This window comes from Pseudomonas sp. P97.38 (assembly GCF_001269745.1).
Lineage (GTDB): Bacteria > Pseudomonadota > Gammaproteobacteria > Pseudomonadales > Pseudomonadaceae > Aquipseudomonas > Aquipseudomonas chlororaphis_E.
Genome location: NZ_LHVJ01000024.1, coordinates 174,623 through 197,511 on the forward strand (window position 1 = coordinate 174,623; position 22,889 = coordinate 197,511).

Annotated in this window: 16 protein-coding genes; 1 reads left to right on the forward strand and 15 read right to left on the reverse strand. The window is 63.0% G+C overall.

Annotation, left to right across the window (positions count from 1 at the left end; all coding sequences use genetic code 11):
* Positions 1-6: 6 nt before the first annotated feature.
* The 14 genes from AD664_RS18750 to AD664_RS18815 all read right to left on the reverse strand — a co-directional run bounded on the left by AD664_RS18750 (position 7) and on the right by AD664_RS18815 (position 18,763).
* On the reverse strand, positions 7-534 hold the full coding sequence (locus tag AD664_RS18750) for a type II secretion system protein N (RefSeq protein WP_053148517.1): 528 nt from the start codon (positions 532-534) through the stop codon (positions 7-9).
* On the reverse strand, positions 531-1,082 hold the full coding sequence (locus AD664_RS18755) for a cytochrome b (protein ID WP_371260967.1): 552 nt from the start codon (positions 1,080-1,082) through the stop codon (positions 531-533). Before AD664_RS18755 ends, AD664_RS18750 begins: the two co-directional genes overlap by 4 nt.
* Positions 1,083-1,146: 64 nt before the next feature.
* Positions 1,147-2,613 (reverse strand): N-acetylglucosamine-binding protein GbpA, encoded by a 1,467-nt coding sequence (gene gbpA, locus AD664_RS18760; RefSeq protein WP_053148520.1) that lies wholly within the window; start codon positions 2,611-2,613, stop codon positions 1,147-1,149.
* A gap of 336 nt (positions 2,614-2,949) precedes the next feature.
* Positions 2,950-4,017 (reverse strand): uroporphyrinogen decarboxylase, encoded by a 1,068-nt coding sequence (gene hemE / locus AD664_RS18765; RefSeq protein WP_053148522.1) that lies wholly within the window; start codon positions 4,015-4,017, stop codon positions 2,950-2,952.
* 252 nt (positions 4,018-4,269) lie between these two features.
* Positions 4,270-5,688 carry an FAD-dependent oxidoreductase gene (locus AD664_RS18770; protein ID WP_042731563.1) on the reverse strand — a complete coding sequence of 473 codons (1,419 nt, stop codon included), beginning with the start codon at positions 5,686-5,688 and terminating at the stop codon, positions 4,270-4,272.
* Between the two features lie 33 nt (positions 5,689-5,721).
* Positions 5,722-10,170, reverse strand: coding sequence for a glutamate synthase large subunit (gltB, locus tag AD664_RS18775; protein ID WP_042731562.1), 4,449 nt, complete (start codon positions 10,168-10,170; stop codon positions 5,722-5,724).
* A gap of 351 nt (positions 10,171-10,521) precedes the next feature.
* Complete coding sequence (locus AD664_RS18780) at positions 10,522-12,099, reverse strand: AAA family ATPase (protein WP_047736130.1); 1,578 nt, start codon at positions 12,097-12,099, stop codon at positions 10,522-10,524.
* A 10-nt stretch (positions 12,100-12,109) separates the two neighbouring features.
* Entirely contained in the window at positions 12,110-13,210 is a 1,101-nt protein-coding gene (gene aroB, locus AD664_RS18785) for a 3-dehydroquinate synthase (protein WP_042731984.1), read from the reverse strand.
* A 144-nt stretch (positions 13,211-13,354) separates the two neighbouring features.
* Positions 13,355-13,873, reverse strand: a complete 519-nt coding sequence (gene aroK / locus AD664_RS18790) for a shikimate kinase AroK (protein ID WP_042731985.1) — start codon at positions 13,871-13,873, stop codon at positions 13,355-13,357.
* 4 nt (positions 13,874-13,877) lie between these two features.
* Positions 13,878-15,974, reverse strand: coding sequence for a type IV pilus secretin PilQ (pilQ, locus tag AD664_RS18795; protein ID WP_047736132.1), 2,097 nt, complete (start codon positions 15,972-15,974; stop codon positions 13,878-13,880).
* Entirely contained in the window at positions 15,971-16,516 is a 546-nt protein-coding gene (locus AD664_RS18800) for a pilus assembly protein PilP (protein WP_047736133.1), read from the reverse strand. The genes pilQ and AD664_RS18800 overlap by 4 nt, the downstream gene beginning before the upstream one ends.
* Positions 16,513-17,136 carry a type 4a pilus biogenesis protein PilO gene (pilO, locus tag AD664_RS18805; protein WP_042731988.1) on the reverse strand — a complete coding sequence of 208 codons (624 nt, stop codon included), beginning with the start codon at positions 17,134-17,136 and terminating at the stop codon, positions 16,513-16,515. Before pilO ends, AD664_RS18800 begins: the two co-directional genes overlap by 4 nt.
* On the reverse strand, positions 17,133-17,699 hold the full coding sequence (locus AD664_RS18810; RefSeq protein WP_042731989.1) for a PilN domain-containing protein: 567 nt from the start codon (positions 17,697-17,699) through the stop codon (positions 17,133-17,135). Before AD664_RS18810 ends, pilO begins: the two co-directional genes overlap by 4 nt.
* Complete coding sequence (locus AD664_RS18815) at positions 17,699-18,763, reverse strand: pilus assembly protein PilM (RefSeq protein ID WP_047736134.1); 1,065 nt, start codon at positions 18,761-18,763, stop codon at positions 17,699-17,701. The genes AD664_RS18810 and AD664_RS18815 overlap by 1 nt, the downstream gene beginning before the upstream one ends.
* 207 nt (positions 18,764-18,970) lie before the next feature.
* Between AD664_RS18815 and AD664_RS18820 the strand changes: the two genes are divergently transcribed.
* Positions 18,971-21,415, forward strand: a complete 2,445-nt coding sequence (locus AD664_RS18820) for a penicillin-binding protein 1A (RefSeq protein ID WP_371260972.1) — start codon at positions 18,971-18,973, stop codon at positions 21,413-21,415.
* Between the two features lie 142 nt (positions 21,416-21,557).
* Here AD664_RS18820 and AD664_RS18825 read toward each other — a convergent pair whose 3' ends face one another.
* Positions 21,558-22,826, reverse strand: a complete 1,269-nt coding sequence (locus tag AD664_RS18825) for a malic enzyme-like NAD(P)-binding protein (RefSeq protein WP_042731496.1) — start codon at positions 22,824-22,826, stop codon at positions 21,558-21,560.
* Between the last annotated feature and the right edge of the window lie 63 nt (positions 22,827-22,889).

Sequence of the window (22,889 nt, forward strand, 5' to 3'; positions counted from 1 at the left end):
AATCGATCACTCTGTTTGCCCGGCGACCGGGCGTAGGTATTGCGAGGAAGGCAGCGTGGCCTGGCGCGGCGATTCGGCAGCCACCTGGCGCAACAGCGGCGGGGTCGCCGGTTGCAGGGCCAGGCGTTCTTCGCGGCCGTTGCGCCACAACATCACGTGGCCGGGTTCGACCCGGCGCAACACGCTGCCACCGGGCAAGCGTTCGCCCACCTGGTAGATGCGCGGCCCCGTCGCATCCGCCAGCAACGCCCGCGACAGGCCCTGGTCGACCACGAAGCTGGCCTGCAACGTCATCGGTTCCGCGCTGGGTGCGTGGGCACCTTCGGGTGCCAGGCCAAGCACGGTCGCCACCGCCTGCACGTTGGGCAAGCCGCGAGTGGCCGTGGCCGGCGCGGCAGCCACCACCGGCATATCCCGACCCAGCGCCTGGCGAAAACGCCACTCGCGTTCCACCAGCCAACCTGCGTACAGCAGCGGCACGAGCACCAGCAAGGCCGTCGCTGAACGGCTGCCGGCCCAACGGGCAAGGCTCACTGCGGCAACCGCTGCACGGGCGCGTCCGGCTGCCGTGCAAAGGACATGCGCCGCACCACCCGACGCCCGGAAAACTCATGCCAGGCCACGGCGCAAAGATGCAGCACGATGAGCAGCGACAACACCGCGCAAGACACGACATGGGCCGCGTTCGCCCAGTCGATCAGCGCCGGATCGTCCAGCGGCTGAGGGAGCTGGATAAGCCCGAACACACTGATGGCGCTTTTCATCATCAGCACCCCGGTCACCAGCACGACGCCGATGGCCAGGTAGATCGAGGCATGCACCGCCAGGGCCAGCCGGTGGATCGCCGAAGGCGTCGGTTCCCGGGTTTGCAGCGCGCCGGCAAACAGCCAGAGCCGCCAGGCAAACAACGGGATGAACAACGTGGTCAGCGACACATTGAGCGAGCCGACCCAATGTTCGGTGGCCGCCGACACCGGGTAATACGCCACATAAAAGCCCGACACCAACGCCCATAGAATGATGACCGCGGAAAGCCAGTGCAGCAGCACCCGCCGTGCACAGTAATGAGAGGAATGCATCATCGCGTTCTCGCTTGAAGGCCCCAGGCAGCCCATCCGGGTTGCCTGGGGCCATGCCTGTCGGGACTTACAGCTTGTCCCAGGCGCTTTGCCAGGAAGCGCCGACACCCGGCTCGAAGCCGTTGGCCGTCGGCGTGTACTGCTTGCAGTAGCCGGAGGCCGGGAACGGCTTGCATTCGAAGACTTCATCGGTTTTCGGCTGCAGCACTTTCGTGCCGGCGGCGTAGTCACTGAGGCCTTCCGGGAAGACGAAGTCGTACTCGATGCCCGCGCCTTCACCGCCCAGGGTGACAGGCTGGGTCTGCTGGCGAGTGGTCCGGCCGTCTTCGGTGGTGCCCACCAGCGTCAGGGTGTGGGCGCCCGGCGCGCTGCGCACGTCGATACGCAGCTCGGTGTTGCCTTCGCCTACGGTCTGGCTCACGACACCGACCTGCTTGTTGTTCTCGTCGAACAACGTGGCTTCGACGTTCATCCTGCGGTTGGTCTGCGCCGCGAACGTCATGCCGACCCGCCCGTTGTCGAGAACGTACTCCGGCTGCAAGCCAGCGATGGCCATGCTCGCGCTGGCGTCTTCCTTCATGTCCAGTTGCACTTCATAACGGCTCACGCCGCTTTCTTTCTGGGCGTACAGCTTGTTGGTGCCCTGGACTGGCGTGATGTTGCCGTCCTCATCGCGGATACCGGCACGAATCTGGGCATGGGCCTGGTTGATGGCTTCGGCCAGTTTGAACGACCAGTTCTCAGGCTTGCCTTCTTCCGCGTTGTCGATGCTGATCTCAACGCTGTACTGCGGGTTTTCGCCTGTCGCGGAAAACGCTCGGGCCTTGACCTTGTCACCCGCCAGCAGCGCGGTCGACGGCGCGATGCTGCCCACCGGCGACCAGCCGCCCGGCAATGCCGCTTCGGCGAGGATGTTCACATCCGCCGGGTTGTAGAACGCGTTGTCGGTATCGCCCACCGTCCACACCGCGAGGATGACGTGATGCCCCGACTTGCTGTCGGGAATCACGCAGTGGTGCTTGGTGCCACTCACTGGAACCTGATGAGCGCCATCGACCGTGCAGAACGGAGCGCTGTCGAACGACGCACGCTTGAGCGGCTCGTTCGGGTTCCAGCCGTCGCGAGTGATGAAATATTCGTGCTTGGTCGCCGGGTGCGGGGCGGAGTATTGCCACTGGAAGTCGATCTCCCGGTCCCTGATTTCGGTCAGTTGCCAGCGAGAAGCAGACTGCGCATCCAGGGCAGAAAACAGCGAATTGCCGCCGCTGGCGATCTTGCCGTCGATGGGGCCTTGCAGCGGACCACCGCCTGCGCCATTCGGGAATCCCTTGAACGTCTCACCGGTGCTGTGAGGTTCGTATTGCGCGCCACCACAATGATTGTTTTCACCTTTCTGGCACAAGAATGCACGCGAAGGGGGTACTTCAAGAAAACCGTGGGCAAGTACGCCCTGGGACGCGGCCAGTGCCGACAATAGAACCAATGACGACGCACACCCCGTTAATGTGCTGCGCGTGTTGAAATTGTTTTTCATATAAGTTCCAGACTAGTCATCGAGATTTAAGGACGTATAACCGTCATCTTGAAAGGCACGCCGGATCGTTTGGCGCCGCACCTCGCAAGCGCCGAAACCTTATAGAAAATCGAAACCTCGCTATGTAGGGCAAATCTCCCAAGGGGGAAGGAATGATCTCTGAATCGATTTCCCCTTACATGACAAAAGAAATCTCTTACCAACAGAAACAGCCATCCAACATAAACAAACAGAAACATCAGACGTAAATGAGTTTGATGTTGAGTGGATAAACAACGGGCAATAAAAAGCCTGTCCGGCACGGGTCCGGACAGGCTGGGGTCAACGTTGCAACTGTTACGGGTGGTATTGCGCCGACAACTCGTGCACCGCCCGCAGGAAGGCACCGGCGTGTTCCGGATCAACTTCCGGGGTGATGCCATGGCCGAGGTTGAACACGTGGCCAGTGCCGCTGCCGTAGCTGGCGAGGATACGTGCGACTTCGGCACGGATGGCCTCGGGCTTGGCATACAGCACGGTCGGGTCCATGTTGCCTTGCAGGGCGACCTTGTGACCGACGCGCTCACGGGCGTTGCCAATGTCGCAGGTCCAGTCCAGGCCAAGGGCATCGGCGCCAACATCGGCAATGCTTTCCAGCCACAAGCCGCCGTTCTTGGTAAACAGGATCACCGGGACCTTGCGGCCCTCGTGCTCGCGGATCAGGCCGCTGACGATCTTGCGCATGTAGGCCAGGGAGAACTCCTGGTAAGCCGCCGCCGACAGGTTGCCGCCCCAGGTGTCGAAGATCTGCACCGCTTGCGCACCGGCCAGGATCTGGCCATTGAGGTAGGAGGTCACCGACTGCGCCAGTTTATCCAGCAGCAGGTGCATGGCTTGCGGGTTGTCGTACAGCATGGCCTTGGTCTTGCGGAAGTCCTTCGACGAGCCGCCTTCGACCATGTAGGTGGCCAGGGTCCACGGGCTGCCGGAGAAACCGATCAGGGGCACACGGCCGTTGAGCTCACGACGGATGGTGCTGACCGCGTCCATGACGTAGCCCAGGTCTTTCTGCGGATCGGGAATCGGCAGCGCTTCGATGTCGGCCAGGGTGCTGACGACTTTCTTGAAGCGCGGGCCTTCGCCGGTCTCGAAGTACAGGCCCTGGCCCATGGCATCGGGAATGGTGAGGATGTCGGAGAACAGGATCGCCGCGTCCAGCTGCGGGTAACGGTCCAGCGGTTGCAACGTGACTTCGCAGGCGAACTGCGGGTTCATGCACAGGCTCATGAAGTCGCCGGCCTTGGCGCGACTGGCGCGGTACTCCGGCAGGTAGCGACCCGCCTGGCGCATCATCCACACCGGGGTGACGTCTACGGGTTGCTTGAGCAGGGCGCGAAGGAAACGGTCGTTCTTCAGGGCAGTCATGTCGGCATCCGGAAAAAAAGTGCGGGCATTTTCTCAGAGCGCGACGCAAAAGGCACGGATGCAGGTCAGCCTTTTGTCTATCGGGTCAATTTGTCGCGCTGCAAATGCGCTGTTAGCAACACTGAGAAACGACTGTGGGAGCGAGCTTGCTCGCGAAAGGGCCGGCACACCAACATTGCTGTTGTCTGATAGTCCGCTTTCGCGAGCAAGCTCGCTCCCACAGGGTTATTGCGTTTGGCTCAGGATCCCGGCTTAGACGCCCAGGTAATCCAGGATCCCTTCAGCCGCATTACGGCCTTCGAAGATCGCCGTCACCACCAGGTCGGAACCACGGACCATGTCGCCACCGGCGAAGATCTTCGGGTTGCTGGTCTGGTGCTTGTACTGGCCTTGCTCCGGCGCCACGACCCGGCCCTGGCTGTCGGTCTGGATGCTGAACTGCTCGAACCACGGCGCCGGGCTCGGACGGAAGCCGAAGGCGATGACCACGGCGTCGGCCGGGATGATTTCTTCGGATCCGGGGATCGGCTCGGGGCTGCGGCGACCGCGGGCGTCGGGTTCGCCGAGACGGGTCTCGACCACCTTCACGCCTTCGACCTTGTCTTCGCCGACAATCGCAATCGGCTGGCGGTTATAGAGGAATTTCACGCCTTCTTCCTTGGCGTTCTTCACCTCTTTGCGCGAGCCGGGCATGTTGGCCTCGTCACGACGGTAGGCGCAGGTCACCGACTTGGCGCCTTGACGAATCGACGTGCGGTTACAGTCCATCGCCGTGTCGCCGCCACCCAGTACCACGACCTTCTTGCCCTTCATGTCGACGAAGTCTTCCGGCGACTTTTCAAAGCCCAGGTTGCGGTTGACGTTGGCGATCAGGAAATCCAGCGCGTCGTACACGCCCGGCAGGTCCTCGCCGGCAAAGCCGCCCTTCATGTAGGTGTAGGTGCCCATGCCCATGAAGACCGCATCGTACTCGGCCAGCAGTTGCTCCATGGTCACGTCCTTGCCCACCTCGGTGTTCAGGCGGAACTCGATGCCCATGCCGGTGAAGACTTCGCGACGATTGCTCAGCACGGTCTTTTCCAGCTTGAACTCGGGAATGCCGAAGGTCAGCAGGCCGCCGATTTCCGGGTTCTTGTCGAACACCACGGGGGTCACCCCGCCGCGCACCAGCACGTCGGCACAGCCCAGGCCCGCCGGGCCCGCGCCGATGATGGCCACGCGCTTGCCGGTTGGCTTGACCTTGGACATGTCCGGGCGCCAGCCCATGGCGAACGCAGTGTCGGTGATGTACTTCTCCACCGAACCGATGGTCACCGCGCCAAACCCGTCGTTCAGGGTGCAGGCCCCCTCGCACAGGCGGTCCTGCGGGCACACCCGGCCGCAGACCTCCGGCAGGGTGTTGGTCTGGTGCGACAGCTCGGCGGCCTGGAGGATGTTGCCCTCGGCCACCAGCTTCAGCCAGTTGGGAATGAAGTTGTGCACCGGGCACTTCCATTCGCAGTACGGGTTACCGCAACCCAGGCAGCGGTGGGCCTGGTCGGCCGACTGCTGGGGTTTGAAAGGCTCGTAGATTTCCACGAACTCTTTCTTGCGTTGACGCAACAGTTTCTTCTTCGGATCCTTGCGCCCGACATCGATGAACTGGAAGTCGTTATTCAGACGTTCAGCCATTGTTAAAACCTCATCAAACTCTTCAGGCGCATATCACTGCGGGTTGGCACGGGTGCTGGAAAGCAACGACTTCAGGTTGGCAGCCTTCGGCTTGACCAGCCAGAAGCGGCGCACGTAGTCATCGAGGTTCTCGGCGAGTTCACGACCCCACTCGCTGTCGGTTTCCTCGACGTACTCGTCCAGTACGCGTTGCAGGTGGCTGCGGTAGGCTTCCATCGCCTCGCCGCTGATCCGCTGGATTTCCACCAGTTCGTGGTTGACCCGGTCAACGAAGGTGTTGTCCTGGTCGAGCACGTAGGCGAAACCACCGGTCATGCCAGAGCCGAAGTTGTAACCAGTCTTGCCCAGTACGCAGACGAAACCGCCGGTCATGTACTCGCAGCAGTGATCCCCGGTGCCCTCCACCACGGTGTGGGCACCGGAGTTACGCACGGCGAAGCGCTCGCCCGCGGTGCCGGCGGCGAACAGCTTGCCGCCCGTGGCGCCGTACAGGCAGGTGTTGCCGATGATGGCACTGTCCTGGGTCCGGTAGACGCTGCCCTTGGGCGGAACGATGACCAGCTTGCCGCCGGTCATGCCCTTGCCCACGTAGTCGTTGGCGTCGCCTTCGAGGTACATGTTCAGGCCGCCGGCGTTCCAGACGCCGAAACTCTGGCCGGCGGTGCCCTTGAAGCGGAAGGTCACCGGTGCCTTGGCCATGCCCTGGTTGCCGTGCTTGCGGGCAATTTCGCCGGAGATCCGCGCGCCGATGGAACGGTCGCAGTTGCAGATATCCAAGGCGAATTCGGCACCGCTCAGGTCGTTGATCGCCGAAGCGGCCATCTCGACCATTTTCTCGGCCAACTCACCCTTGTCGAACGGCGGGTTGCGATCGACCTGGCAGAACTGAGGCTTGTCCGCCGGGATGAGGTCGCTGCCCAGCAACGGGCTCAGGTCCAGGTGATGCTGCTTGGCGGTCTGGCCTTCGATCACTTCCAGCAGGTCGGTACGACCGATCAGTTCCTCAAGCGAGCGCACGCCCAGCTTCGCCAGCCACTCACGGGTTTCTTCGGCCACGTAGGTGAAGAAGTTCACCACCATGTCGACGGTGCCGATGTAGTGGTCCTTGCGCAGCTTGTCGTTCTGGGTCGCCACGCCGGTGGCGCAGTTGTTCAGGTGGCAGATGCGCAGGTATTTGCAACCCAGGGCGATCATCGGCGCGGTGCCGAAGCCGAAGCTCTCGGCGCCGAGGATCGCGGCCTTGATCACGTCCAGGCCGGTTTTCAGGCCGCCATCGGTCTGCACCCGGACCTTGCCGCGCAAGTCGTTGCCGCGCAGGGTCTGGTGAGTTTCGGCCAGGCCCAGCTCCCATGGCGCGCCAGCGTACTTGATCGAGGTCAGCGGCGATGCGCCGGTGCCGCCATCGTAGCCGGAGATGGTGATCAGGTCGGCATAGGCCTTGGCCACGCCAGCGGCGATGGTGCCCACGCCGGCTTCCGCCACCAGTTTCACCGAAACCAGCGCCTGCGGGTTCACCTGCTTGAGGTCGAAGATCAGTTGCGACAGGTCTTCGATCGAGTAGATGTCGTGGTGCGGTGGCGGCGAGATCAGGGTCACGCCAGGCACCGCGTAGCGCAGCTTGGCGATCAGGCCGTTGACCTTGCCGCCGGGCAGCTGGCCGCCTTCGCCGGGCTTGGCGCCCTGGGCCACCTTGATCTGCAGCACTTCGGCGTTGACCAGGTATTCGGGTGTCACACCGAAACGGCCGGTGGCGACCTGCTTGATTTTCGAACTCTTAAGGGTGCCGTAGCGCGCCGGGTCTTCGCCGCCTTCGCCGGAGTTGGAACGCGCACCGAGGCGGTTCATGGCTTCAGCCAGGGCTTCGTGCGCTTCCGGAGACAGGGCGCCCAGGGAAATACCGGCGGAGTCGAAGCGCTTGAGCACCGATTCCAGTGGCTCCACTTCGCTGACGTCCAGCGGCGCCTCGAGCGTCTTGACCTTGAGCAGGTCGCGGATCATCGACACCGGACGGTTGTCCACCAGCGCGGTGTATTCCTTGAACTTGCTGTAGTCGCCCTGTTGCACGGCCGCTTGCAAGGTGTTAACCACGTCCGGGTTGTAGGCGTGGTATTCGCCGCCGTGGACGAACTTCAGCAGGCCGCCCTGCTGGATCGGCTTGCGCGGGCTCCAGGCTTCGGCCGCAAGGGCTTTCTGTTCGGCCTCGATGTCGACGAAGCGTGCGCCCTTGATGCGGCTTGGTACGCCACGGAAGCTCAGTTCGCAGACTTCTTCGGACAGGCCGATGGCTTCGAACAATTGCGCGCCACGGTACGACGCGATGGTCGAGATGCCCATCTTCGAGAGGATCTTGAGCAGGCCCTTGGTGATGCCGCGGCGGTAGTTCTTGAACACCTCGTAGAGGTCGCCCAGTACTTCACCGGTCCGGATCAGGTCGCCCAGCACTTCGTAGGCCAGGAACGGGTACACCGCCGAGGCACCGAAGCCGATCAGCACCGCGAAGTGATGCGGGTCGCGGGCGGTGGCGGTTTCCACCAGGATGTTGGAGTCGCAGCGCAGGCCTTTTTCGGTCAGGCGATGGTGCACCGCGCCGGTCGCCAGCGAGGCGTGGATCGGCAATTTGCCCGGAGCGATGTGACGGTCGCTCAGCACGATCTGGGTGCGCCCGGCACGCGCGGCTTCTTCAGCCTGGTCGGCCACATTGCGGATCGCCGCTTCGAGGCCGATGCTTTCGTCGTAGTTCAGGTCGATGACCTGACGCTCGAAGCCCGGACGGTCGAGGTTGGTCAGCGAGCGCCATTTGGCCGGGGAAATGACCGGCGAGCTGAGGATCACGCGCGATGCGTGCTCCGGCGATTCCTGGAAGATGTTGCGCTCGGCGCCCAGGCAGATTTCCAACGACATCACGATCGCTTCACGCAGCGGGTCGATCGGCGGGTTGGTGACCTGGGCGAACTGCTGGCGGAAATAGTCGTACGGCGTCCGCACGCGCTGCGACAGCACGGCCATCGGCGTGTCGTCACCCATGGAACCGACCGCTTCATAGCCTTGCTCGCCCAGCGGACGCAGCACCTGGTCACGCTCTTCGAACGTCACCTGGTACATCTTCATGTATTGCTTGAGCTGGTCGACGTCGTAGAACGCCGAACCATGGTCGTTGTCTTCCATGGTCGCCTGGATGCGCAGGGCATTCTTGCGCAGCCATTGCTTGTACGGATGACGGGACTTGAGCCGGTTGTCGATGGCGTCGGTGTCGAGGATCTGGCCGGTCTCGGTGTCCACGGCGAAGATCTGGCCCGGGCCCACGCGGCCCTTGGCGATAACGTCCGCCGGCTGGTAGTTCCAGACGCCGATTTCCGATGCCAGGGTGATGAAACCGTTGGTGGTGGTGACCCAGCGCGCCGGGCGCAGGCCGTTACGGTCCAACAGGCACACGGCGTAGCGACCGTCGGTCATGACGATCCCGGCCGGGCCGTCCCACGGTTCCATGTGCATGGAGTTGTATTCGTAGAAGGCCCGCAGGTCCGGGTCCATGGTCTCGACGTTCTGCCACGCCGGCGGCACCAGCATGCGCACGCCGCGGAACAGGTCGATGCCACCGGTCACCATCAGCTCCAGCATGTTGTCCATGCTGGAGGAGTCGGAACCGACGCGGTTGACCAGCGGGCCGAGCTCTTCGAGGTCCGGCATCAGGTCGTTGGCGAACTTGGTGCGACGGGCCAGGGCCCAGTTGCGGTTGCCGGTGATGGTGTTGATCTCGCCGTTGTGGGCGAGGAAGCGGAATGGCTGGGCCAGCGGCCATTTCGGCAAGGTGTTGGTGGAGAAGCGCTGGTGGAACACGCAGATCGCGGTTTTCAGGCGCTCGTCGCTCAGGTCCGGATAGAAGGCGGTAAGGTCCGCCGGCATCATCAGGCCTTTGTAGATGATGGTCTTGTGGGAAAAGCTACAGATGTAGTGATCGGTGTCGGCGGCATTGGCCACGGACGAACGACGACGGGAGCTGAACAGCTTGATCGACATTTCCTGGTCGCTCAGGCCATCGCCGGCGATGAACACTTGTTCGATCTGCGGCAGGCGCTCCAGGGCCAGGCGGCCGAGGACGCTGGTGTCGATCGGCACTTTGCGCCAGCCAACCAGTTGCAGGCCGGCGGCCAGGATCTCGCGGTTCATGTTCTCGCGAGCAGCCTGTGCCTTCACCGGGTCCTGGTTGAAGAACACCATGCCCACGGCGTATTGCTTGGGCAGGGTCACGCCAAACGTTTCCTGGGCAATGGCACGCAGGAACTCATCAGGCTTTTGAATCAGCAAGCCGCAACCGTCACCGGTCTTGCCGTCGGCGTTGATCCCACCGCGGTGGGTCATGCAGGTCAGGGCCTCAATGGCCGTTTGCAAAAGGGTATGGCTGGGCTCGCCCTGCATATGGGCTATCAGGCCGAAACCACAGTTATCCTTGAATTCATCTGGTTGGTACAGACCTGCTTTCATAGACACTTTCTCACCAGGCTGCCTCTAATCGAGGCAAATTTCTTTTCAATTCAACCAGTTGCATGCCGCGCCGAACGTACGCCAGCTTTGCGGGGGCAAAAGGGAGGTCATTGTACACACCGACACGAAGCCCCACAAATTTGACGACGAACTGTCGCAAATTCATGTCGCATTTGTGAAAGGTTTAAAGCTATATGCTGTGCTAGTCAAAACTTTTTTGGGTTCCGACCGCGACGACTCAAACGCTACTGTGACGCAGACACCACAAGGCGCGCGGCCCGAAAGGCCGCTCGCCCTTGTGGAAATGTTGAGGTTGCCGGGAGAGGCGGCCTGGGTAAGGCCGCCGAATCTTCAGCGAGTTGCAGCCAGTTCCTGTTGGACACTGGCGACAGTGCGAGGCCAAGGTTTACCAGCCTGGACCTTCGCTGGCAAGGCCTTGATGGCGGAAACAGCCGCATCACGGTTGGCAAAGCTGCCATAGGTGATGACATACAGCGGCTTGCCGTTGAGCACTTTCTTGAAATAGCGGTACTCGCCGCCCTGCTCCTTGACGAAGTTCTGGGCGGTGGCTTCCGAGCTGGTGCCGAGGATCTGCACCACGTAGTTGCTCGGTGCCTGGCCGGCGTACCAGTTGCCGCCAGCGGCCTTGGCCGGTGCCGCAGGCTTGGCCGCCGGCGCGGCGGGCTTGGTGGCCGGGGCCGGCGTCGGCGCAGGCTTGGCGGTGGCCACCTGGGTCGGGGTCGGGGTTGGCTTGGCGGCCGGGGTCGGTGCTGGCGTCGGGGCCGGACCGGCCGGCACGCCGGCTGGCGGCGCGGTGGTGGTCACGGTCGGCGGCGTGTCGCTGCTGTCGTCGATCGGCGGTGCCGCGCCATCGTCACCCTCGGTGATTCCGCCGGCGGCTTCGGCCAGGGGCCCACGCATGACCGGTTGCGACTGGCCGACCAGCGGCAGCGGCATTGGCTGGGTGTTGCCGGCAAATTCCACCGCCGGTGCGCCGCCGTTAGGTTGTGGCGTGCCCTGGCCGAGGGGCAGTTGTGCCTGTTCGTTGGCAGGTGTGCCCGTGGTAGGCGCCTTGTTGCGCCCTGGCATCAGCCAGGCGGCAGCGACCGCGACCACGACCACGGCGGAAATCGCCAATACGTGTTTCTTCGGCATGTTGAACCCCATACTTGGACGCTTCACCGCGGAGCGGCTGGCGATCATGACTTCGATCAGAGCATCGCGGGCAACCTGGTTGATGTTGCCAGGCCAGCCGTCGGCGCTTTGGTGAATCTCAGAGATCTGATCGGCGGTAAAAAGTTCGATACCCCGGCCAGCCCCCTCAAGACGCTGGGCCAGATATTCACGGGTCTCTTCCTCGGTGTAGGGCGCCAGTTCGATGACGTGGAAGCGCTCTTCCTCGAGGCTCAGTTGATCCAGTTCGGCGATCAGCGACGACTCACCGAACAGGAACACATGGGGACGGCCTTCCGGCGCGCCGGCCGCCAGGGCCAGCAGGGCTTCGAGGGCCGACTCGTCAAGCTGCTCGGCGTCGTCCACCAGCAGGTAGACTTCCTGCCCGGTCAGCGCCAGTTGCACGATCTGGTCGAGAATCGCACCGATTTCGGCCTGGGCCACATTCAGCGCCTCGGCCATCTGGCGCAACACACCCGCGGCATCGCCGGCGCCGCGGGCAGACACCACCACGCTCTGCACGGACTGCTTGTTGGTGCTGGCCACCAGGGCCTGGCGCAGCAAGGTCTTGCCGCTGCCCTGGGGACCGGTAACCACCAGCAGCAACTGGCTGTAGCGCGCCAGGTGATGCAACTGGCCCAGCACCGGCTTGCGCTGGGCAGGGAAGAACTTGAAGCCCGGGACCCGTGGCGCAAAAGGGTCGTGACTCAACTGGAAATGGCCGAGGAACGCCTCGTCGGCATGCAAACTAGTCATCGGAATCTTATTAACCTTTAAGCTGAGCCAGGGCGCGGTAGTCCGCTCCCAGCGTGGCCTGTAGAACCTCTTTCGGATAATCGTCGGTCACTACCGCTTCGCCCATGCGGCGCAGCAGCACCAGACGCAGACGACCGTCGATCACTTTCTTGTCGATTGCCATGTGTTCGAGGAAATCCGCCTCGGTCATTTCCTCGGGCGGGATCACCGGCAGCCCGGCACGCTGGAACAGGCGAATGCCGCGATCACGCTCCTGCTCGCTGATCCAGCCCAGCCGCGCGGACATCTCCAGGGCCATGACCGTCCCCGCCGCCACGGCCTCGCCATGCAGCCAGACACCATAGCCCATGTGGGTTTCGATGGCGTGGCCGAACGTGTGACCCAGGTTGAGCGTGGCACGCACGCCCGACTCCCGTTCGTCGGCACCGACCACCGCGGCCTTGGCGGCGCAGGAGCGCTCGATGGCGTAGGTCAGGGCCGTCTGATCCAGGGCTCGCAGGCGGTCGACATTCTCTTCGAGCCAGCCCAGGAACGGCTCGTCGCAGATCAGCCCGTACTTGATGACTTCCGCCAACCCGGCGGACAGCTCGCGGGCCGACAGGGTGTTGAGGGTGGCCGTGTCGATCAGCACCACGTTGGGCTGATAGAACGCACCGACCATGTTCTTGCCCAGCGGATGGTTGATGCCGGTCTTGCCGCCCACCGAGGAGTCGACCTGGGACAGCAGCGTGGTAGGGATCTGGATGAAATCGACGCCGCGCTGGTAGCAGGCGGCGGCAAAGCCGGCCATGTCGCCGATCACACCGCCCCCCAGGGCCACGACCGTGGTGCGGCGGTCGTGCCGCGCGCTCAGCAGGCCATCGAAGATCAGTTGCAGGGTTTCCCAGTTCTTGAACGCTTCGCCGTCGGGCAGTACCACGGAAATGACCGAATAGGCCGACAAGGTGCGAGCCAGGCGTTCCAGGTACAGGGGGGCGACGGTTTCGTTGGAGATGATCGCCACTTGTCGCCCGGCGATATGCGGCGCCAGCAGTTCAGGCTGGTCCAGCAAACCTTCGCCAATGTGAATCGGGTAGCTGCGCTCGCCCAGGTCGACCTTAAGTGTCTGCATGTGTCCCCACAGTGAAGATGGAATCAGGCGTCCTGCCTGCAATTAACGAAAGTCCACGGTGATACGACGCCGCCCAATGGCCATACGCCACGCCCCAAGCGGGCCACGACGGGACGTCGAGGATAGCGCATTTCGCCAGGCGCATTAACGGGGAGGCAGTTGCTGCAAGCGCTCAAGGATGTCCAGCACCACCATCCGCGGCGGCCGTTCATCGGTTTCCACCACCAGGTCGGCGATCTCCCGGTACAGCGGATCACGCAACTCCAGCAGGTCGCGCAGGGTCTTGGCCGGATCGGCGGTGCGCAACAACGGCCGGTTTCGGTCGCGTGCCGTGCGACCGACCTGCTGTTCGACCGACGCGTGCAGGTAGACCACCCGTCCGCCGGCATGCAGCGCCCGACGATTGGCTTCGCGCATGACCGCGCCGCCACCGGTGGCCAGCACCACGCCCTCGAACGCGCACAGCTCGGCGATCATCGCCTGCTCACGGTCACGAAAGCCCGGTTCGCCTTCCTTGTCGAAGATCCATGGGATATTGGCGCCCGTGCGCAATTCAATTTCCTTGTCGGAATCTTTGAACGGCAGGCGCAGCTCTTTGGCCAGCAAACGGCCGATGGTGCTTTTTCCAGCCCCCATCGGCCCTACAAGAATCAAATTTCGCACAGAATCAACGACTCACAGCAATCGCCTGGTTGTTCATGATACGCGGAGTGAGGAACACCAGCAGCTCGGATTTTTTCTCCGAGACCACATCACGCCGGAAAAGGCGGCCAAGATACGGCACATCGCCAAGAAATGGCACCTTATCTACAACCTTGCTCTGAGTATTCGAGAAAACCCCGCCAATCACAATGGTCTCGCCGTCGTTGACCAGCACCTTGGCATTGACCTCGTTTTTCTTGATCGGCGGTACATCCTGCACCTTGTTCAGGTAGTCGGGCTCATCCTTGGTGACCTTGACCTCCATGATGATGCGGTTGTCCGGCGTGATCTGCGGCGTGACTTCCAGCGACAGCGAGGCCTCCTTGAACGACACCGAGGTAGCACCACTGGAGCTGGCTTCCTGGTAGGGAATTTCCGTGCCCTTGAGGATCTTCGCCGTCTCCTTGTCGGAGGTCACGACCTTGGGCTGGGAAACGATTTCGCCGTTGCCGGTTTTCTCCATCGCCGTCAATTCCAGGTCCAGCAGGACGTTGTCGGTGATGAACGCAATGCCGATCCCCGAGGTGTTGCCTGACACACCCATGTCGACGAACGGCTGGTTGGTGCCCGTACTCCCCGGCGTACCGATGGTCGTGGAAGTCCCGGACGTGACCCCGGAAGAGTTCCAGTTGCCCTGGTTCTGTATCGAACCGCCCCAGCGAACGCCCAGGTTCTTGTCGTAGTCGACGTTGGCCTCCACGATCCGGGCCTCAATCATTACCTGGCGCACCGGGATATCCAACTGCGCGACGATCCGACGCAGCTCGTCGAGCCGGTCCTGGGTCTGGTAGGCAATGATGTTGTTGGTGCGCTCATCGACGGTGATCGTGCCACGCTCATCGGCTTTGGCCTCGGCGCTGGTCACCGACTGGAACAGCTTGGCGATGTCCGCGGCCTTGGCGTAGTTGACCTGCAGCAGCTCCCGGCGCAGCGGCGCCAGGTCGGCAATCTGCTTCTGGGATTCGAGCTCCTGGCGCTCACGCGCCGCAATCTCGTCGGCCGGCGCCACCAGCAGCACGTTGCCGACCTTGCGCTTGTCCAGGCCCTTGGTCTTGAGCACCAGGTCCAGCGCCTGGTCCCACGGCACATTCTGCAACCGCAGGGTGATGCCACCCTGCACCGTGTCGCTCGCCACCAGGTTCAGGTTGGTGAAATCGGCAATCAGTTGCAGGACCGAGCGCACCTCGATGTCCTGGAAGTTGAGGGAAAGCTTTTCACCACTGTAGGCGGCGCGATCGGCATTGCGTTTCTGCAAGTCCTCGACAGTCATGGGCCGGACGCTGACGGTGAGCTTGTTGTCGGTCTGGTAGGTCGAATAATCGAAGGTGCCACTGGGCTCGATGCTGATCGTCGCCCGGTCGGTGCCGGCACTGGCATTGACGAACTGCACCGGGGTGGCGAAATCCTTCACATCCAGGCGCACCCGCAGGGGTTCGGGCAGCTGTGTGCGGGCGAAATTGAGGATGATCTTGCCTTCACGCTCCTGGATATCCGGCGCGATGGCGGGGTCGGACAAGTCGATCACGACATTGCCCTCGCCCTGGGTGCCGCGCTGGAAGTCCACCCCGCGAATCGCCTTGCCCGCCGGCGCGCGGGCCTTCACCGGGGCCGCACTGGCCAGCGCCGGGCGCGGCGCCGCGGCGGCCGGCGCGGGGGCTGTCGCAGGGGTTATCGCAGGAACCGCGCCCTTGCCCACCACCACGAACAGGTTGTTACCCTCGATACGGGTGTTATACGGCGCCAACTGAGTCAGCCCTATGATCAGCCGGGTGCGATCCCCTGCTTCGACCACGGTGGCGCTGCGGGCATTGCCGCCGCCCAGGTCATGGCTCTTGCTCGCCAGTTGATTGGTGACGCCCGGCAGGTCCAGGGCGATCCGCGCCGGCTGTTCGGTGGTGTAGCCCCGCGGCGTCGGCGGCGGCCCGTCGAAGGAGAGTTTCAATTCGACGCGGTCGCCCGGCAGCGCCGCCACGTCCAGGGTCTTCAGGCCGGCCCCATGAACCATCGGTGATAAGAGCGCTATCCCTAGCGAAACACCAAAGGCTGAAAAAATCCTGTTCATTGTTGGGTTTCCACTAATGAGTGCTCTTTCAAGGGAATGGTCCGTGGTCGCTCCAGCCAGGCGCCCTCGCCATCGGGAACGATTTCGATCACATCGACCTCAGTGGCGGTAATGGCGACGATCCGTCCGTCGTTGCGCCCCAGGTAGTCACCAACCTTTAGCCGATGCACCCCGCTGGCGCCGCGCAGCAGCGCGAAGGAACCGCTGGCATTGGAGATCGTGCCGACCATTTCGAATTGCTCGATATTGAAGCCTTCCAGGTACTGCTTGACCCGGTTGGGATCGGGCCGGACGTTGCGCGAGCCCTGCTGGCGACCCGCCTGGTCCACCCGGATCTGTCGGGAAAACGGGCTGCGCAGGTTGGCGGCGCTGTAGGTGAAGGTTTGCGCAGGCTTGAACGTCGGCGTCGGCTCGATCTTTCCGGGCGGACGCAGGCGCACTTCGTTCATGTAGGCATCCAGGTCGCTGAAACCGTCGTCGTTGTTGCAGCCCGTCAATGCCAGCAGGCCCGCCAGCAGGCAAACGCGAGACGCCGTGCTCATGGCTGCGCCTCCTGCTCGTTATAGCGGTAGGTCTTGGCCTGGATGCTCATGCGCAGCTTGGCGCCCGCCTCGGGCTCCATGGGCGCGATCTCGAAATCGTGCAGCGTGACGATCCGGGGCAACCCGGCCACGCCGCTGACGAATGTCGCCAGGTCATGGTAGCCGCCGGTGACGGTGATCTGGATCGGCAACTCAATGTAGAACGGCTGGGTGACTTCCGGCAGCAGCTTGATTTCCTCGAACTCCAGGCCGCTGCCCAGGCCGGTGCGAGTGATGTCTTCCAGCAGGCCCGGCACTTCGGTGTCGCTGGGCAACTGCCGCAACAGCACGCCGAAAGACGCTTCCATCTGCTTCATCTGCTCGGTGTAACGCTCAAGGTTCGCCGCCATGTGGGCCTTGCCCGCGAATTGTTCCTTGAGGGTGTTTTCTTCCTCGCGCACCTGCTGCAGCTGGTTCTCCAGGTCACTCAAGGCAAAGTTGTAGCCCAACCCCAGCACCATGGCCACCAGCAGGATGCCCGCCAGCCATTTGATCGGTGCCGGCCAGGAACCGACGTTATTGGTGTCGAGCTCGCGCAAATCGACTTTGCGCAGGGCCTCCAGCCATTCCCCCGGCTTCATTGGGCGTCCTCCGCATCGACTGGACGGGTCTGGCGGACCGTCAGCTGGAAAACGTTGGCCTGGTCAAGCTGACCGGCCGTGGTGGCCTTGACCTCGGTCAGGCTGGGGGTATCGAACAGGTCCGATGAATCCAGGTTGCGCATCAGGTCCGAGACCCGGTTGTTGGACTCGGCGGCCCCCTTGATGGAAAGCGTGCCGTCTTCCATCTTCACTTCGGTGAAGTAAACCCCGTCCGGCAGGGTCCTGGTCAATTGGTCGAAGATGCGCCCGCTGACGGGCCGGTTGCCTTGCAGGTCCTGGATGATGCGCATGCGTTCCAGCAACTGCTGGCGACGGGCCTTGAGGTCGCCGATCTGTTTGATGCGCTCGTCCAGCACGGCGATCTGTTCCGAAAGATGGGTGTTGCGGGCCACCTGATGGTCGATGGCGCTGTCGATGTATTGCACGGCAATCAGCGTCACGCCGACCGCGCCGACCAGCGCACCGACCAACGCCAGCAGGAAACGCTTGCGCCGTTCCTCGCGCAGTTCCTCGCGCCAGGGAAGGAGGTTGATCCGCGCCATCAGTCGAAACTCCTGAGGGCCAGCCCGCACGCGATCATGAGTGCCGGCGCGTCACTGGCCAGCGCACCGGCATTGACCTTGCTGCTCAGGGCCATGTTGGTGAACGGGTTGGCCACCTGGGTCGGCGTGCCCAGGCGCTGTTCGATCAGTCGGTCCAGACCGGTGACCGAGGCCGTGCCGCCGGCCAGCAGGATATGGTCCACCGCGCTGTACTGGCCCGAGGCGAAGAAAAACTGCAAGGAACGCGACACCTGCTGCACCAGCGCCTCGCGAAAGGGTTGCAGCACCTCGCCGACATAATCGTCGGGCAGGCCGCCCTGCTTCTTCGCCAGGCCGGCTTGCTCGGGCGTCAGGCCATAGCGGCGCTGGATTTCCTCGGTGAGTTGGCGGCCACCGAACAATTGTTCGCGGGTATAGATGATGCGCCCGTTGTGCAGGACGCTGAGGGTGGTCATGGTCGCGCCGATGTCGACCACCGCCACGGTCAGGCGCTCCTGGGAGGCGGCCAGTTGCGTGGCGAGCAGGCCGAACGAACGTTCCAGCGCATAGGCCTCCACGTCCACCACCCGGGCCGTCAGCCCGGCCAGCGCCAGCGCGGCCTCGCGGACCTCGACGTTTTCCTTGCGACAGGCCGCCAGCAGCACTTCGACCCGCTCGTCACTGCGCGGCGACACGCCCTGGACCTCGAAGTCGATGGCCACTTCATCCAACGGATAGGGAATGTATTGGTCGGCCTCGATCTTGAGCTGGTTTTCCATGTCGTCGTCGGACAGGCCGGCGTCCATCTCGATGGTCTTGGTGATCACCGCCGACCCCGCCACGGCCACCGCCACGCTGCGCACGGGCGTCCGGGCCTTGACCAGAACCCGCGACAACGCCAGGCCCACGCCTTCGAGCTCGGCGATGTTCTTCTCGACCACGGCATTGGCCGGCAGCGGTTCCACCGCGTAGGACTCGACGCGGTAGCGCTCGCCCTGGCGGCTCAACTCCAGCAGCTTCACCGACGTTGAACTGATGTCGATCCCCAGAAGTGCATGGGTTTTTTTATTGAAGAGTCGTAGCACTACCAATTCCCTATGACTATCCGTGAGTTACGGACTCTCTAATATGCGTTGCGTTCAATCACTCCGGTCCGACGGACGTCCGGATGGCATTCCTGGCGAAAAAAAATGCTTATAATGCCCAGCGTTTTTTTCGCTTTGTTGCAAGCACGGGGCCTTCCCTGCACCTGGCGCCTTTTTCATTCTTTGCCTGGATATCCAAAAGCCTTGATTCGTCTGCTGAAATTTTTCGGATGGTCCATCATCGCCGTTTTCTGCGGACTGCTCCTGGGTCTGAGCGGTGCGTTTCTTTACCTTAGTCCGGGTTTGCCGTCCGTGGAGGCTCTGAGAAGTATTCAGTTGCAGATTCCCCTGCGGGTCTACAGCAGCGACAACAAGTTGATCGCCGAATTTGGCGAAATGCGCCGCACACCGATTCGTTTCGCCGACATTCCCCCCAATTTCATCAATGCGTTACTAAGTGCTGAAGACGACAATTTCGCCAACCACTACGGCGTCGATCCCGGCAGCCTGATGCGCGCCGCCAGCCAACTGGTCAAGAGCGGACACATCCAGTCCGGCGGCAGCACCATCACCATGCAGGTGGCCAAGAACTTCTTCCTGACCAGCGAGCGCAGCTTCTCGCGCAAGACCACCGAGATCCTCCTGGCCTTGCAGATCGAGCGGCAGTTGACCAAGGACGAGATCCTCGAGCTGTATGTGAACAAGATCTACCTGGGTAACCGCGCCTACGGCATCGAGGCGGCGGCGCAGGTGTACTACGGCAAGTCGATCCGCGATGTGAGCCTGGCGCAGATGGCGATGATCGCCGGCCTGCCCAAGGCCCCGTCGCGCTTCAACCCACTGGCCAACCCGGCACGCAGCAAGGAGCGGCGCGACTGGATCCTGGGGCGCATGTACAAGCTCGGCAAGATCAGCGAAAGCGACTACACCGCCGCGATCAACGAGCCCTTGAACGCCAGCTATCACGTGCCGACCCCCGAGGTGAACGCGCCCTACATCGCCGAGATGACCCGTGCCGAAATGGTCGGCCGCTATGGCAGCGACGCCTATACCGAAGGCTTCCGCGTCACCACCACGGTGCCCAGCAACTTGCAGGAAATGGCCAACACCGCCCTGCACGAAGGCCTGATGACCTACGATCAGCGCCACGGCTACCGCGGCCCGGAATCGCGCTTGCCCGGCAAGACCCAGGAAGCCTGGGCCCTGGAGCTGACCAAGCAACGCACCATCAGCGGCCTGGAGCCGGCCATCGTCACCTCGGTGGACAAGGACGGGCTCAAAGTCCTGACCCGCAACGGCGAGCAGCAAGAGCATGTCGGCTGGGACAGCATGAAATGGGCCCGGCCGTTCCTGAACACCAACAGCATGGGCGCCAACCCTCGCCAGCCGTCGGACGTGGCCCAGGTCGGCGACCTGATCCGGGTGCAGCGCCAGGCGGACAATACCCTCAAGTTCAGCCAGATCCCGGCCGCCCAGGGCGCGCTGGTGTCCCTCGACCCACAGGACGGTGCCATCCGTTCGCTGGTGGGGGGCTTCGCGTTCGAGCAGAGCAATTACAACCGCGCATTGCAGGCCAAGCGCCAGCCGGGTTCGAGCTTCAAGCCGTTCGTCTACAGCGCTGCCCTGGATAACGGCTACACCGCCGCCAGCCTGGTGAACGATGCGCCGATCGTGTTCGTCGACGAGTACCTGGACAAGGTCTGGCGGCCGAAGAACGACACCAACACGTTCCTCGGGCCGATCCGCCTGCGCGAAGCGCTGTACAAGTCGCGCAACCTGGTGTCGATCCGCTTGCTGCAAGCGCTCGGCGTGGACCGCACCATCGACTACATCAGCAAGTTCGGCTTCAACAAGCAGGACCTGCCACGCAACCTGTCCCTGGCCCTGGGCACCGCGACCCTGACCCCGATGGAAATCGCCACGGGCTGGAGCACCTTCGCCAACGGCGGGTACAAGATCACGCCGTACATCATCGACAAGATCGAGAGCCGCAACGGCGAGACGCTGTTCGTGGCTAACCCGCCACGCGTGCCCACGGGCGAGCAGGCCAGTGATGGACTGGCCGCTCCGTCCACCGAGACGTTCACGGTCAACGCCCTGCCGGGCGAAGCCACGACCGCCCCAGGGGTGCCGCAAGCACCGGCCGTCGCCGAGCGCATCGTCGACGGACGCACCACCTACATCCTCAACAGCATGCTGCAGGACGTGATTAAGCTCGGCACTGGCCGTCGCGCCTTGGCCCTGGGGCGTACCGACCTGGCGGGCAAGACCGGCACCACCAACGAGTCCAAGGACGCCTGGTTCTCCGGCTACAACGCCGATTACGTGACCACCGTCTGGACTGGTTTCGACCAGCCGGAAAGCCTCGGTCGCCGCGAGTTCGGCGGCACCGTGGCGTTGCCGATCTGGATGAGCTACATGGGCGCCGCCCTGAAGGACAAGCCGCCCCACACCCAACCGGAACCCGAAGGCATCCTCAGCCTGCGCGTCGACCCGGTCAGCGGCCGTGCCGCCACCCCGGGCACCCCGGGGGCCTACTTCGAGCTGTTCAAGAGCGAAGACACCCCGCCGTCGGTCAACGAACTGGGCAATGGCGTTGCACCGGGCAGCCCGCTGCCGGCGGACGAAGCGGCGCCTATCGATCTGTTCTAGGAAAGCAGCGGCGAGCCGCAAGCTTCAAGTAAAGGCCAAAGCAAGCACGGTAGGCTTCGCCTCTACTTGCAGCTTGAAGCTTGCCGCTCGAAGCTCATAAAAAAACCTGGCCGAGGCCAGGTTTTTTTATGAGCGACTGCTGTTAACCGTTGAACACGTCATCCACGCTCTTGAGCGGGTAGTTCTTCGGATACGGCAGGGTCGCCACGCCCGTCTCGATCGCAGCCTTGGCCACGGCGTCGGAGATCAGGGTGATCAGGCGAGCATCCATAGGTTTCGGAATGATGTACTCACGACCGAATTCCAGCTTGATGCCGCCGTAGGCGTCGCACACTTCCTGAGGTACGGGCAGCTTGGCCAGTTCGCGCAGGGCGTTGGCCGCCGCGACTTTCATCTCTTCGTTGATGCGCTTGGCGCGAACGTCCAGGGCACCGCGGAAAATGAACGGGAAGCCCAATACGTTGTTGACCTGGTTCGGGTAGTCCGAACGGCCGGTGGCCATGATTACGTCGCTACGAGTCGCGTGGGCCAGCTCCGGGGAGATTTCCGGATCCGGGTTGGAGCAGGCGAACACGATCGGGTTCGGCGCCATGCGCAGCAGGTTTTCCGGGCTCAGCAGGTTAGGACCGGACAGACCGACGAAAACGTCGGCACCGTCCAGCGCTTCAGCCAGGGTGCGCTTGTCGGTGGCGTGGGCGAACACGGCCTTGTACTGGTTCAGGTCGTCGCGGCCGGAGTGGATCACGCCGGTACGGTCGACCATGAAGATGTTTTCGATCTTCGCGCCCATGCTCACCAGCAACTTCATGCAGGAGATGGCGGCAGCGCCAGCGCCCAGGCAGACGATCTTGGCTTCCGGCAGGGTCTTGCCGGCGATTTCCAGGGCATTGATCATGCCGGCCGCGGTCACGATGGCGGTGCCGTGCTGGTCGTCGTGGAACACCGGAATGTCGCACTGTTCGATCAGGGTGCGTTCGATCTCAAAGCACTCAGGCGCCTTGATGTCTTCCAGGTTGATGCCGCCGAAGGTGATGGAGATACGCTTGACGGTGTCGATGAAGGCTTGCGGGCTCTCGGAGTCGACTTCGATGTCGAACACGTCGATACCGGCGAAGCGCTTGAACAGCACGCCCTTGCCTTCCATGACCGGCTTGGAAGCCAGTGGCCCCAGGTCACCCAGGCCGAGAATCGCGGTGCCATCGGAAATGACTGCAACCAGGTTGCCCTTGCCGGTGTACTTGTAGGCCAGTTCAGGGTCGCGGGCGATCTCGCGCACTGGTTCGGCTACGCCGGGGCTGTAGGCCAGCGACAGGTCGCGGGCAGTAGCGGTGGCCTTGGTGAGCTCGACACTCAGCTTCCCTGGACGAGGATTAGCGTGATATTCGAGAGCGGCAGTTTTCAGATCAGACATGTGGGCATTCCGCTTTTTACTGTGTTGGACAGACGGACCGCCGAGGATACGCGCCTCGCAAAG